This window comes from Paenibacillus baimaensis (assembly GCF_025567575.1).
Genome location: NZ_JAOQIO010000018.1, coordinates 22927 through 37432 on the forward strand (window position 1 = coordinate 22927; position 14506 = coordinate 37432).

Below are 14506 nucleotides of genomic sequence, written 5' to 3' on the forward strand. Positions count from 1 at the left end.
GCGGATTGTCATCATTTGCACAGGCCTATCATCAATTGAACATAGCTTTTTTGCTTAACCATTTTATAATTGAACTACACATATCAGCTTTATCCATAGGAGGGCTTGAATTTGAATGTACTCATAAATAAAAAACAAATCACTGCATATACAGCTATACTCGGTCTGACCGGAAGCTTGCTGGCAGGCTGCGTATCCAGCGACAAAGCCAGCAATGCCAATTCCGCTGCTAATTCAGACCCGGCTTCAACCGCTCCGGTCAAGCTATCGTATTGGGTAGCCATGCCTGCTGATGCTGCCCGGTCTGTAAAGAGCTTTAACGAAGTGCTCTTCTATCAGGAGCTGGAGAAGAAAACGGGAGTCAAAATCGATTTTCAGCATCCTGCAATCGGCAGCGAAACCGAGCAGTTCAACCTGATGATCGCATCAGGCAACCTGCCCAACATTATTGAATCCGATTTCACCAAATACCCGGGAGGACCTGAGAAAGCCATCTCGGACAAGGTACTGATCAAGCTTAACGATGTCATCGACAAGAATGCGCCCAATCTGAAAAAATATCTGGATGAGCATCCCGAGATTCGTAAGGATATCGTCACCGACGATGGTACCATTTATGTGTTCCCAGGCATAGGAATCGGTAATAATGCGGTTTCAGGAGGACTGGTGCTGCGCAAGGACTGGCTCGACGAATTGGGGCTTGCCGTACCGGAAACGATCGACGACTGGACGAATGTGCTGCGCCAGTTCAAGGAGAAGAAATCGGCCAAGACACCGTTCACGATTCGGTTGAATGACCTTAATACACAGCTGTTTAACGGTGCCTATGGCATTGGCTATGAATTTTATATGGATCAGGGGCGCGTCAAATATGGTCCCTATGAGCAGGGCTACAAAAATTATTTGACACAAATGAGTGCGTGGTACAAGGAAGGGCTGATCGATCCCGATTTTGCCACTCAGGATGCCAAATTACTGGACGCTAAAGTGACGAATGGCAGTGCAGGAGCGCTATTTACTTACATCGGCAGTGGGATGGGCAAATATTTGAACAGTACGCCGGGCAAAGACGGTAAATTTGATCTCGTTGGCGCACCTTATCCGGTTCTCAAGAAAGGCGAAGAGCCCAAATTCATCAACAAGCCTTATGAATATCGCGGTGGCGGAAGTGCAGGGATTACACCGTCGAATAAAAATGTAGCAGCAACGGCTAAATGGCTCGATTATCACTATTCCAATGAAGGCCATATGCTCAAGTCATTCGGTGTCGAGGGTCAGACCTACAATATGGTTAGCGGCTATCCGAAATATTCGGATCTTATTCTAAAAAATCCCGACAAGCTGTCCGTAGGTGAAGCGATGTCCAAATATTTGCGTGTATCTACGCCATCGCCCGGCCTTGTTGGAGACGATCGTTATGCAGACCAATATTACGTCTACAAGCAGCAAAAGGAAGCTTCAGTCACGTTCAGTAAACATCAGAAAAATGCGAACGACGTGCTGCTGCCACGCGTCAGTCAGACACCTGAGGAAGCATCCGAATTGTCGGCGATTATGGCCGAAGTGACGACTTACCAGAGCGAGATGTTCCTCAAATTCATTATGGGTGCAGAACCCATCACCAATTTCGACAAATACACGGCTCAACTGAAAAATATGAAAATCGAGCGTGCTATCGCGATCAAGCAAGCGGCTCTGGACCGTTACAACAAACGGAAATAGGAGTGAACCTCATGAGAAGCTGGTTGATCGATTATCGAAAACACAAATATTTGTATCTGATGATTTTTCCTGTGCTGCTGTATTACATCCTGTTTCATTATGTGCCTATGTACGGGGCGATTATTGCGTTCAAGGATTACAGAATCGCTGAGGGCTTCAGAGGAAGCCCTTGGGTAGGGTTTAAGCATTTTCAAAGTTTTTTCGAAAGCTATTATTTCTGGCGTCTGCTCAAAAATACACTGCTGCTCAATGTGTACCAGCTGCTGTTTTCATTCCCTGCACCGATCATCTTCGCTCTGCTGATTAACGAACTTGCCGGGCGATTGTTCAAGCGTATCGTTCAGACCATCACGTATTTGCCCCATTTTATTTCCTTGATCGTGATCTGCGGTATGATTACACAGTTCGTTTCGCGTGAGGGTTTTATTACCGACCTGCTTGTGAATTTCTTTGGGATGGGGCGTACGGCGCTTCTGGCTCATCCTGAATATTTCCGGTCTGTGTATGTGCTCTCGGATATTTGGCAAAGTGTAGGCTGGGGCTCGATCATTTATTTGGCAGCCATTACCGGCATTAATCCCGAGCTGTATGAAGCGTCCCGCATTGATGGTGCTAACAGGTGGAGGCAGACGCTGAACATTACACTGCCTGGCATCGCACCGATCATTATTATTTTGTTCATTCTGAAAATCGGTCATATGCTTGATGTCGGGTTTGAGAAAATCATTTTGCTGTATAACCCGAATACGTATATTACCGCAGATGTAATTAACACGTTCGTGTACCGCAAAGGACTTGGCGCCACCTTCGAGTTCAGCTATGCAACGGCCGTCGGCTTGTTCCAATCGGCGATGAATTTCCTGCTGCTCATTATTGCCAATAAAATCAGCCGGAAGCTGAGTGAAAACAGTCTATGGTAAGGGGGATTTATTGATGTCCGTGAACACTATCCGCACAAGCACAGGTGAAATCGCTTTCCGATATGTCAATTGGCTGTTTATGCTGGCGATGATCATCATCACACTGTATCCGTTTGTATACGTCCTGATGTCCTCCTTAAGCGACTCGCGGCTGCTGCTGTCTCATACCGGGGCACTATTTTGGCCGCAGGGCTTTACGGTGAGCGCCTACACGCTCGTTTTTCAAAATCCGAACATTCTCCGAGGTTATGGCAATACGTTGTTTATCGTAGTGCTCGGCACTTTGCTAAACCTCATTTTCACGTGTATGGGAGCGTATGTGCTGTCCCGCAAAGGGGTGCCCTGGTCCAAATATGTGATGCTGCTTATTGTGTTCACGATGTTTTTCTCGGGCGGAATGATTCCTTCTTACCTGCTCGTCAACAATTGGCTGCATCTGGGCAACAGTCTGCTGGCGATGATTATTCCGGGCATGATTTCTACGTGGAATCTGATTATATTGCGGACTTCCTTCGCCTCCATACCGGAAAGTCTGGTTGAATCGGCCAAAATAGATGGTGCTCACGATTTTACGATTTTATCCCGTGTGGTGATTCCACTGTCTCTGCCGGTTATGGCGGTTATGGTGCTGTTCTATGGTGTTAGTCATTGGAACGCCTGGTTCTCTGCCATGCTGTATTTGCGTGAACGAGATCTATATCCGCTCCAGCTAATTCTTCGGGAAATATTAATCCAGAACAGTACGGAGTACATGACGAACCAGTCTTCAGCGGGTGAAATCGAATCCGTCGGCGAAAGTATCAAGTATGCGACGATTATGGTAGCTACCCTTCCGATATTATTCGTGTATCCTTTTATGCAGAAATACTTTGTTAAAGGTGTTATGATTGGGTCAATTAAAGGGTAAAGCTTTTCGCCAAAGCCATAAGTCCGTGGAGCGTGAACATCTTGAATGGCCTGAAAATGAACAGCGTGCGTGGCCGATGGCTTCGTTCCTATGCTGCAGTCTTGTTGATACCTATAGCCATGATGCTAGTTGCGTACTTTCAAACCCGCAGCGTACTTGAAGATGAGATCAATCGTGCGAATTCAGCCTTGCTCACCCAGCTTCAGCAGGATATTGACAGTCATATCGATTATGCTTACCGACTAAGCGAAATGATCGCTTTTAATTCGAAGGTACGCCAGTTCATGCGTTCAACGGGTACAATCGGGCCAGAAGAACGAATAGCGATGGTGCAAGCACTGTCCGATTTCAGATTATATACGAACACTACTCGTTATGTGGACAGGTTTTATGTGTATTTTCGCAGTGGTGACTTTGTGCTCACCGAAGGGTCTTATTATGATGCGCGTATGTATTATGATTTGCAGCAATCTGCCTCGGGTCTTACCTATGAGGAGTGGAAGCAGTTTCTCGCTCAGCCGTATCGAGGGCAGTTTTTTAGCATGCAGCCGATAGAAGGGCAGCCTCGTACAGGAATATTGTTTGCGCAATCACTACCGATAGAGGCTCGTAATGCGCCTCTCGCTACACTCGTTATTGAATTGAACGAGGAGAGGCTGCTGTCGGCCATTCGGAACATCCAATCTTACAATCAAGGTAAGGTCTATATTCTTGACGGTACCAATCAACTGCTGGCCTCCTCGGAAAAACGAACGGGTGCCGCTCGCAGCTTTGAGAGTCTGAATGGTGAAACCGGTTTTGTCCATAGTCAGTGGGATGGTGAGGACGTCATGCTGTCGTATATCCAATCCAACCGGACCAACTGGAAATATGTATATGCACTGCCTATGCGCCTGTACAGCCAAAAGGCGGAATACGTCCGTAATCTGACGATACTTACGGTACTGCTGGCGCTTGCGATAGGAATTGTACTCGCTGTATTGATGGCCCGCCGTCAATATGATCCTCTCGGAAAGCTGGTCCGCTCTGTTGCCGCGCGCTCCAAGCTGGACCCGGGTACGGTTGGGAACGAATACGATTATCTGGAGGAAGCCATCGACAGTACGCTCGATCATAACAATCAGATGAACCGGATCATCGAAAAACAAAAGAATGTGCTGCGCTCGAACCTCTTCGTCAGGCTGCTCAAGGGACGGGTGGAGAACGATTTCCCTGTTATCGAGGTCATGTCGGAATACGGAATCGTGCTCAGATCGGACTACTTTGCTGTACTGCTCATTTATTTGGAGGATTTCAGCGGCTTCTTTCGTCAGGAAGAAACCGATGTCGAGAAAAAACGTGAGTTCGTGAGGCATATTATTTCCAATATTGTAGAGGAGCTTATCGGACGGCAGCATCAGGGCTGGATGACAGAAATCGACGAAATGCTGGCCTGCACGATTAATTTCACTTCGAACCTTTCCACTGAGGAAGCCAAGCAAGAGCTGCTGCAGCTTACGGAAGAAGCTCAACGTTTTATCGGCAGCCGATTTCATATATATTTCACTGCTTCGGTAAGCACGATACGCCGTTCTGTCGCTGAGCTGCCGACTGCATATCAAGAGGCGATGGAAGCCATGGAATATAAAATGCTGCTTGGCGCGCAAAAAATTATTTTTTACGATCAAATCCAAAGCTTCAATCACTCCTACAGCTATCCGTTGGAGAAGGAGCAGCAGTTGATCAACCATGTCAAGGCAGGCGATTACGAACAGGCCAAAGGTATTTTGGATGAGGTGATCAAGCATAATTTATCGGAAGAAAGCTTGCCGATGGATATGGTCCGCTGTCTGCTGTTCGACGTCATCAGCACCATGATGAAGGCTGCGATCGAGGTGAATCTGAATCAGTCGGAGCTGTATGAGGAGAACAGGACAACGATTCAGGATCTAATGAACGGTGTCAGCGTATCGGCGATGCAGGAACGAATGACTCTTTTTCTGGGTAAGGTGTGCAGTCATGTGGACTCGAAGAAAAAAAGCCATAACTTTCGTCTCAAGGAGGATATTCTTGAGTTTATTAATGAACAGTACCGCGATCATAACCTGTCAATCAACACCATATCGGCCCGCTTCGATATCCATCCCTCCTATTTGTCACGTTACTTCAAGGAGCAGGTCGGGGATACGCTGACGGATTATATAAACAAGCTTCGGGTGGACAAAGCTAAGGAGCTGCTGCGCAATGACGAAATTTTTATTAAGGATATTTGCGACCTGGTCGGATTTTACAGCATCAGCACCTTTATCCGCCTGTTCAAAAAATACGAAGGTGTGACACCAAGCTCCTACAGGACTTCCAACGATCTGAAATGAGAAAAAAAGGGAAAATCTGTTTGACCTCGAATTCTATGTACATAAGACTTGTCAATTCAAGCATACATAGAGAGAAGAGGAAGCTGCATATGTTCAGACGTTTAAGCAAACAAAAAATCGGTGCGCTGCTAATTGCCCTGCCCATGATACTTAACGGGTGTCAGGCGGTTGGAGGATTGGATGTTAACAAAGCTATTTTTGAGGCTTCGACTGCACAGTCGTTGGAAGGCAAGTCAACCATAATCTTTGATCTTGTTCCGGGTGATCAAGCACAGGCAAGGGCTTCTTCAAAAGAACAGACAGTCATGAAGCTGTTAGAGCATATTGAAATCCATCACGACGCTATTAAAATGGATAGTGCGCAGAATGTTTCTTCAACGGGCTATATCACCATCGCCAATCATAAAATCGCTTTTCAAACCTACATGACCAAAGAACAGGTCATTATCGCTTTGGAAGGCGGCAAAAAGCCCATCGTGATCGATCTGACTTCCTCCAGCACTGGAGACCTCCCTCCTGTTCTGGTTAAACAAATGGAAGAGAGGTTTGAGCCATTTGTGAATAGTCTGAGCTCTTTCCTCATTAAGCAGCTCCCTAATCCAGGTAAACTGAACGTGGACAACGTGAGGGAAGTGGTCAACGGAGAGACACTTTCCCTTAACAAAATACACGGTGAGATATCAGGCAAAGAGCTGATACCGCTGGCAAAAACATTTGTAACCAATTTGATGCAGGATGACAAGGCGCTGAAGCAATTAATTGGCGAGTTGTACGACCTGCTCTACCCGATACTCTCTCCTCAGCTGGATCAATGGATCCAGGACAACAAGGACGGTAAAGCCTTACAAAATCCATTAGAAGGCTACCCGATACCTGAAACGCCGGGAAGCAAGGCTGGCGTGGATTCGCTCATTGGAATGCTGGATATTTTGAAAAACCGCGATATGACAATTGAGGTGATTCATACCGAGATCAAGCAACTGTCGGTTTTTGTTCTTCTTGGTCTCCATGCCAGAAAGGAACAGGAATTGCAGGAGGAGCTGCCATTTTTAAACGATTCGACCCGTGTGAAAGCAGATTTATACGTGGACAACACGATGAAGCTGCGCAAATCCAATCTGGAGATTGAAGCTACTTCATTGAACGCGGTATCGAGGGGAAGTCTCTCCTCAGCCAAAATCTCGATAGCGGGGGAATACTGGAACCTCAACAATCCGGTCAAGTTGGTTCCATTGACTGCCGATGAGGATGCTTTGGTTCTGGAAAAGGGAATAACTGCCGTTGATGTGCTGCGCAATTTTACGCCTTCCTCAGAGGCGTATCGGCTGCTCAAAGACGATTTGGGCATCTCGAAAAAAACGGTGCTGCTTCTGATGGATGGGGATCGTTACAAAGCTAACAGCAGAAAACCGTTCCTTGAAGACGGTGTGGCGATGGTACCTACCACATTCCTCAGCGAAAAATTGGATCTGCGTGTGGATTGGAATGAGGAGGCCCAAACCGTCACCATCATCGATCCGGTAAATTTAACGACGATTAAGCTGAATTCAGGAAGCCAAACTGCATTGGTAAATGGCGAAGAAATACAGATGGATAAGGAAATGCTCCAGCGTGATGGCATCCATTTTGTACCGCTGACGTTTATCGTCACACAACTTGGTGGTCAAACCGAGTGGTATAACGAGGCACGAAGCATTCAGATAACCAGATAACAACGGCTGCCGCTCAATGCTGAGTATACATGCACCAATAACCTGCCATTTACACTCTTCATGAGACAATGGCGGGTTATTTTTGCTTGTAAGCAGTGCATCAAAGACGTATTGAAACCCATTTTTCATCCGAAAATAATCCAATTATCATAGTGTGTTTTAGAGTGTGAACGCATTTTTTATGAAAAGTCAACTTTTAGTGAGATTATTTCCGCAAATTGTGTTAAAATAATAAGGTTATGACTAAGTAATTTTATTATGAGAAAAGGTTGTGAAGTGATGACTTCGTTTGAAGATTGGAACCAGAAGGTTAAGAAGACGTTCAATGCTACCAGTAATGAAGAAGTTCTGACCATTACTGAAGCTGGAGCCCTGCTGGGATTGTCCAAGGATGCAATGAAAACATATGTTGATAAACATAACCTCACGAAAATTAAAATTATGAGAAGCACACATAGATATCTTTTGCTGAAAAGTGAAATGGATAGTTTACTCAAGTCTTAAAAATGAAGATTTTACTTGATTACCCCATTTGACTTGCATCACAGGTTGAATTTGCATATAATACTGCTAGTAGTTGCATATCATGAAATGCGTTGACGGAGACAAGTAAGCAGTGCCTCTTTACAGGGAGGAGCCGCCGGAGATTGAGAGCGGTTCTACAGAAACAGGCTGCCGAATTTCACTCCTGAGCAGTCCTTTGAAACCACGGCACTGACCGCTGGCAAGTAGAGGGAACCGGCTATGAACGTTCGCGTTCTAGAACCGTTAATTTCAATCAAGCGGAAAGCTTTGCTTGTTGCTGGGAACTCGATCATGAGGATCGTTGCCCGGAATGGAAGCTTTTCGAAACAAGGGTGGTACCACGACGTTTTCGTCCCTTTCCGGGATGAGGGAACGTCTTTTTTGCGTTGAGATGCGTGATACAAGTGCGGTGAATCAGAGGCGCTGCGCGACCAAAGTATTTTCCGATTGCTGTTGTTACCGTATTTTCTGATTATCTAAATGATTTAGTTGTGAAAATACGGTAACAAAGGCACCGCTTCGCTATCTCCAAATTACTTTGGTCGCTTCGCTCATGATTCACCGCACTTGAATAGTGGGATTAGTTAATAGGGATGAAAGTAAAAGAAATTTAGAAACAAGGGAGGATTAGCAAATGAAAGAACGATTAGAGGCGTTAAAGGTAGAGGCTTTGCTAGAGCTTGAGCAAGTCACGAATCAACAGCAGTTAAACGATATGAGAATTAAATATTTGGGCAAAAAAGGTCCGTTAACCGAGGTTCTACGTGGCATGGGAGCGTTAAGTGCAGAGGAACGTCCAGCAATAGGTCAGGTGGCCAACGATGTACGCGGCGCTATCGAGGCGGTTATCGAGAGCAAGCAGACTGAATATCAGCAGGCTGAAACGGAGCTCAGACTTCGCGCTGAAACCATAGATGTAACACTTCCGGGCAAGCCGGGCGGAGTGGGTGCTGCTCATCCTCTGAGCAAGGTGATTCAGCAGATCGAGGATATTTTTATCGGTATGGGCTATACCGTTGCAGAAGGTCCGGAGGTTGAACAGGATTACTACAACTTTGAAGCGTTGAACCTGCCCAAGAACCATCCGGCACGCGATATGCAGGATTCCTTTTATGTGACAGAGGATATTTTGATGCGTACCCATACTTCACCTGTGCAGGTACGTACGATGGAGAAAATGAAGGGCGAGGTACCGGTAAGAATCATCTGTCCAGGACGTGTTTATCGCCGCGATGACGATGATGCGACACACAGCCATATGTTTACACAAATTGAGGGACTTGTGATCGATCGTAATATTCGCATGAGTGATTTGAAAGGAACGCTGCTGCAATTTGTTCAGGAATTATTTGGTAAGCAAACACAGATCCGTATGAGACCGAGCTTTTTCCCATTCACAGAACCAAGCGCAGAAGTAGACGTTACGTGCTCCATGTGCGGCGGAACAGGCTGTCGCGTATGTAAACAGAGCGGTTGGTTGGAAATTCTTGGATCAGGAATGGTGCATCCGAAAGTGCTGGAAATGGCAGGCTATGATCCGGAGGAGTACAGCGGATTTGCCTTTGGCTTGGGTGTGGAGCGTGTGGCTATGCTTAAATACGATATTGAAGATATACGACATTTTTATACGAACGACCTTCGATTCCTGAAGCAGTTCGTACATGTATAAAAAGAGAGGAGCGTGAGCAAAGATGAAGGTTTCATATCAATGGTTGTCTCAATATGTCGATGTGAGCGGATTTACGGCTGCTGAGCTGGCGGAGAAGCTAACACGCAGTGGCGTTGAAATTGATAGTGTAGAGGATCGCAATAAAGGCGTGGAGGGTGTGTACGTCGGATTCGTCAAGTCGCGTGAGAAACATCCTGATGCCGATAAACTGAGCGTTTGTAAAGTGGATGTAGGTCAGGGAGAGGATTTGCAAATCGTCTGCGGTGCCAAAAATGTCGATGCCGGACAAAAGGTTCCTGTCGCTATAGTTGGAGCCAAGCTGCCGGACGGTTTGAACATTAAACGCGCAAAGCTGCGCGGTGTGGAATCACAGGGCATGATCTGCTCGGCCAAGGAGCTGGGACTGAACGACAAGCTGCTGCCTAAGGAAATTCAGGAAGGTATTCTTGTTCTTCCCGGGGATACGGAAATTGGTGCAAGCATTCTGAATGTGCTGGGGATCAGTGACGAGGTGCTGGATTTTGATTTGACTCCTAACCGTTCTGACTGTCTCAGCATGCTGGGTGCGGCTTACGAGATCGCTGCGGTATTGGGTCGTCCTGTACGGCTGCCGGATTCAGAGCAAGGGGCTGCGGATAATGTTGGCGCTGGTAAGGTTGCCCGTCAAGCTTCTGAGCAGATTTCTGTTGAAATCACGGCGAAGGAGCAGTGCTCTCACTATGCCGCTAAGCTGATTGAAGGGGTACATGTAGGCACTTCTCCATTGTGGATTCAAAATCGCTTGATGGCAGCAGGCATTCGACCCATCAATAATATAGTAGATATTACGAACTATGTAATGCTGGAGTACGGACAGCCGCTGCATGCGTTTGACGCAGATAAGCTGGACAATGGCCATATTGATGTTCGGCTGGCACAGTCCGGAGAAAAGCTGGTTACTCTAGACGGTGTGGAGCGCAGCTTGGAGCCGCATATGCTGCTTATTACGGACGGTAAGAAGCCTGTAGCCATTGCCGGAGTTATGGGTGGCGAAAACTCCGAAGTCACATCAGGTACAACAAGGATTTTGCTGGAATCGGCCAAGTTTGATGGAGGTACGGTTCGTAAAACCTCACGTCAGCTTGGACTTCGTTCAGAAGCATCCCTGCGTTTTGAAAAGGAAGTTAATCCCGAGGCTGTACTGCCGGCGCTCAATCGTGCCGCAGCTTTAATAAGTCAATATGCGGATGGACAAGTAGCTACGGGAACAGTGGAATCTGTGTCCAAGCAGCACAACCCGGTTCGTATAGAGCTGAGCGTTGGTCGGATTAATGCTTACCTGGGTACTACTTTGTCTGTAGAAGAGGTTAGCGAGATTTTCAAACGTCTGCATTTTGATGCGGAAGTGAGTGGGGAGACGTTCCATGTAAATGTACCAAGTCGTCGTGGTGATATTACCCGTGGTGTAGATTTGATCGAGGAAGTTGCTCGTTTATATGGCTACGACAATATTCCGACAACATTGATGACGGGTGTAACGACTCCGGGTGCATTGAATAAGGAGCAGGCTATTCGCCGTTTGGCACGTACGTTGCTCACTGGAAGCGGCTTGTATGAAGCAGTGACCTATTCCTTTACACATCCACAGCAAATCAACGATTTTCCAGGAGCTTTTAAAGAATCGAAGCCTGTTACTTTGTCCATGCCAATGAGTGAGGATCGGAGTACACTTCGTACCAGTCTGATTCCGCATTTGATGGAGGCAGCTACTTATAACCGTAATCGCAATACGGATGATGTGGCGCTTTTTGAAATCGGCAAAGTGTTCGTGACTAATGAGGTTTCATTAACCAAGCTTCCTGAGGAACGGCTGATGCTTGCGATTTTGTTAACAGGAAAACGGCAAGCAACACATTGGAGCGGAAAGTCGGTTGAGGTTGATTTTTATGATTTGAAGGGTGTATTTGAAAATCTTGTCGGTTACCTCGGTCTTACCGGGAAGATTGGATATACAGCGGCGCAGCCGGATGGTTTCCATCCTGGAAGAACAGCCAATATTACATTGCAATTGCCCGAAGGAGACCAAACTCAAGTCATCGGAACACTGGGTCAGCTTCATCCAGCGCTTCAGCAGCAGCGGGATTTGGCTGATACGTATGTGCTTGAGGTCGATTTCCAGGCCTTGGCCGCTTATGCGGATGAGCAAATTACGTATAGTCCTCTGCCACGTTTCCCAGCGATCGGTCGGGACTTGTCTGTAGTCGTTAACCGTGATTTACAGGTGGGTGAACTGACGGCCAAGGTTAAAGAAGTCGCTGGCGCGTTATTGGAATCGATCCAGGTGTTCGATATTTATACAGGGGACCGTCTTGGAGCGGATAAGAAAAGTGTAGCGTTGGCGTTGGTATACCGTACTTTGGAGCGTACTTTAACCGATGAAGAAGTTAGTGAATTGCATGCACAGGTGTTAACGGCACTGGAGCAATCTTATGGCGCTGAGCTTAGAAAATAGAAAGAAAATAGAATAGCAGCCGCATTTGATTTTTATTTAAGTCCATTTTATGGAAATTGATGAAAATCCCTTGCTGTAGCAGGAAAAAAGCTTCCTCGTATCGAAATAAATGAGATACGAGGAATTTGTTTATAATATCGGAATTTATAAGTTTTCAGCAGAGCTGAATACTCCGATATTGCAAGAAAAGCAACCATGTATCTTCGTCGAGTAGGCTTCGATGAGTTGTTTTTCTTATGTGGGATTCCGAAAGGAGAGCTTGTTGTGAGTAATGAAGGCAAAATTCGGATGACGGTAGATATTTTTGGCAGTCAATACAAATTGGTTTCAGAAGCAAGTGTTCCCCATATGAAACGTGTGGTGGCGCATGTTAATGAACAAATGCAGAAAATTTCCGCGGGTTCCCCGCGTTTGGATACACCTAAAATCGCCGTTTTGGCGGCTGTTCACATGTCAGACGATTACTGCAAAATCAGAGATGATTTGGAACAAATACAGGTTCGACAACAACAAATGGAAAAATCGCTTCAAGAGCTTGCTGTATTACAGGAGCAGCATGTCCAGCTTTTGCAGGATTTGGAGAAGGAACGCGATCACGCGCAGCAGTTGGAAGCAGGAGGCCTTCAACTGGAGGCGGAACGAACAAAAGCATTGGCTGAGATTGAGCGCTTGAAAGCGTCCGCACTGGAGTTTGAGCAGCGGCGCAGGCAGCTTGAGGTCGAGCAGCAAGAAGAACGCGAGGCTCGCGGCAGACTGGAAAAGCAGCTGGGTGCTCTCAGGCAAACATCGAAGGAGCAACTGGAGGCTCAGCAGCGGTCCAATCAGGAGCAGCTGGAAGCTGAGCGTGAAGCTTCAAGAGTAGAGCTGGAATTGCAATTGCAAGTGCAGCAGGAGGCTTCTGATCAGTTGTTGGAGGCTGAGCGCGAAGCTGCCAAGGTGCAGTTGGAAGCCGAGCAGGAGTCAGCAAGGCAACAGCTGGAAGCTCAGCAAGCGGCCTCGAAGCGACGGCTTGAGGAACAGCGTATTGCTGCTGAGGAGCAGCTTAAGCAGCTGCAGCAAGTGAGAGACGAACTGCTGGAACGTAGCCTATTGCAGGAAGCTGAGCTGGCCGACCTTACAGAAAGAGCTGATGCAGCTGCTGGGCAGCTAGCAAGCCGTCTGGAGGAAAAAGAGCTTCTGGAGCAATTGCTGGAACAGCAATCACTGGAACAAGCGAGCCTGAATGCGCAGCTTGAGAAGCAGACTACAGAAGCAAATGAATTTAAGCAGCTGAGTGAAAACAGGCAGCAGCTCATAGAAGAATTAAGTCTGCAAAATGATCAGCTTCAAGAGCAAATTCGTTTCCGTCAGGAAGAATATGATCTTCAACTGGAGCTGCATCAGGAATTGGAAGAGCAGCATCAATTAGAGCAGGCACGGAGTTCATCCGTTCAAGCTGAATTGAAGGAGCTGCAAGCCAAACAAATTCAACTGCAGCTTGAGTTCGACCAGCAATTAGACAAAGAACGTCAGCTCCAGCAGCAATTAGAAGAACAGATCGAGCAGGGAAAAGGCGAGCTTAATGAGCTGAATGAGCGCTTGAAGCAGTACCAGCGCGACAAGGAAGCAGCAGCGACACAGCTTCGTGAGCAAAGTGAGCAGTTGGCTGAGCTACAGCTCCAATTAAACAGTGGACTCGAAGAGGTCCAGCTGCAGCAAGAGCTCTATGCCGAGCTGCAAGCACGGACTGATGAGCTGAATGAAAAGCTGCTGGAAAGTGCTGAAGCGCTCAAAGAGCGGGAGAATCAGCTGCATGAGCAGCAGGAACGTCATGAGGCAGACCGGCTTGAGGCGCAAAAGAGTTATGAAGAAGAGCGGCTTGAGCGCGAGGTGGAACTCGAGGCTCAGAAAGCACAAGCGCTAAAAGAGCGCGAGGCGGAGCTGGGGGCACAGAACGAGCAGATGCTGAAAGAGCGAGAAGCGGAGCTCGAGGCGCAGAAAGTGCAAGCGCTGCGTGAGCAGCAGGAGTGGCATGAAGCGGTGCTGCAAGAGCGAGAAGAGCAGATTCGAGAGCGTGAAGGGGAGCTGGAAGCGCAGAAGGCGCAGGCGCTGAAAGAGCGTGAAGCGGAGTTGGAGGAACAGAAAGCGCAAGCGCTGAGAGAGCAGCAGGAGTGGCATGAGACGGTGCTGCAAGAGCGGGAAGAGCAAAGCGCTGTAGCGATTCGAG

General features: G+C 47.2%; 8 protein-coding genes and 1 pseudogene. All 9 read left to right on the top strand.

Annotation, left to right across the window (positions count from 1 at the left end; translation table 11 throughout):
- The first annotated feature begins 111 nt into the window (after window positions 1–111).
- Window positions 112–1722, top strand: coding sequence for an extracellular solute-binding protein (locus OB236_RS08255; protein WP_076237811.1), 1611 nt, complete (start codon window positions 112–114; stop codon window positions 1720–1722).
- 11 nt (window positions 1723–1733) lie between these two features.
- Window positions 1734–2642 carry an ABC transporter permease gene (locus OB236_RS08260; protein WP_262683529.1) on the top strand — a complete coding sequence of 303 codons (909 nt, stop codon included), beginning with the start codon at window positions 1734–1736 and terminating at the stop codon, window positions 2640–2642.
- 13 nt (window positions 2643–2655) lie between these two features.
- Window positions 2656–3549, top strand: coding sequence for a carbohydrate ABC transporter permease (locus OB236_RS08265; protein ID WP_408638430.1), 894 nt, complete (start codon window positions 2656–2658; stop codon window positions 3547–3549).
- A 41-nt stretch (window positions 3550–3590) separates the two neighbouring features.
- Complete coding sequence (locus tag OB236_RS08270) at window positions 3591–5903, top strand: AraC family transcriptional regulator (protein ID WP_262683530.1); 2313 nt, start codon at window positions 3591–3593, stop codon at window positions 5901–5903.
- Between the two features lie 89 nt (window positions 5904–5992).
- Window positions 5993–7615 carry a copper amine oxidase N-terminal domain-containing protein gene (locus OB236_RS08275; RefSeq protein ID WP_262683531.1) on the top strand — a complete coding sequence of 541 codons (1623 nt, stop codon included), beginning with the start codon at window positions 5993–5995 and terminating at the stop codon, window positions 7613–7615.
- Between the two features lie 279 nt (window positions 7616–7894).
- The gene (locus OB236_RS08280; RefSeq protein ID WP_076237806.1) at window positions 7895–8119 is read left to right on the top strand and encodes a MerR family transcriptional regulator; all 225 of its coding nucleotides are present in this window, start codon (window positions 7895–7897) and stop codon (window positions 8117–8119) included.
- Window positions 8120–8774: 655 nt separating this feature from the next.
- Window positions 8775–9809: a phenylalanine--tRNA ligase subunit alpha gene (gene pheS, locus OB236_RS08285; RefSeq protein WP_262683532.1), complete on the top strand. Its 1035-nt coding sequence runs from the start codon at window positions 8775–8777 to the stop codon at window positions 9807–9809.
- Between the two features lie 22 nt (window positions 9810–9831).
- Entirely contained in the window at window positions 9832–12300 is a 2469-nt protein-coding gene (pheT, locus tag OB236_RS08290; RefSeq protein ID WP_262683533.1) for a phenylalanine--tRNA ligase subunit beta, read from the top strand.
- 264 nt (window positions 12301–12564) lie between these two features.
- A pseudogene (locus OB236_RS08295) lies at window positions 12565–14506 on the top strand (hypothetical protein); the annotation flags it as partial.

Coding starts and splice junctions, on each gene's coding strand:
- OB236_RS08260 (WP_262683529.1), top strand. CDS start 1,734: ATGAGAAGCTGGTTGATCGATTATCGAAAACACAAATATTTGTATCTG.
- OB236_RS08265 (WP_408638430.1), top strand. CDS start 2,656: ATGTCCGTGAACACTATCCGCACAAGCACAGGTGAAATCGCTTTCCGA.
- OB236_RS08275 (WP_262683531.1), top strand. CDS start 5,993: ATGTTCAGACGTTTAAGCAAACAAAAAATCGGTGCGCTGCTAATTGCC.
- OB236_RS08280 (WP_076237806.1), top strand. CDS start 7,895: ATGACTTCGTTTGAAGATTGGAACCAGAAGGTTAAGAAGACGTTCAAT.
- pheS (WP_262683532.1), top strand. CDS start 8,775: ATGAAAGAACGATTAGAGGCGTTAAAGGTAGAGGCTTTGCTAGAGCTT.
- pheT (WP_262683533.1), top strand. CDS start 9,832: ATGAAGGTTTCATATCAATGGTTGTCTCAATATGTCGATGTGAGCGGA.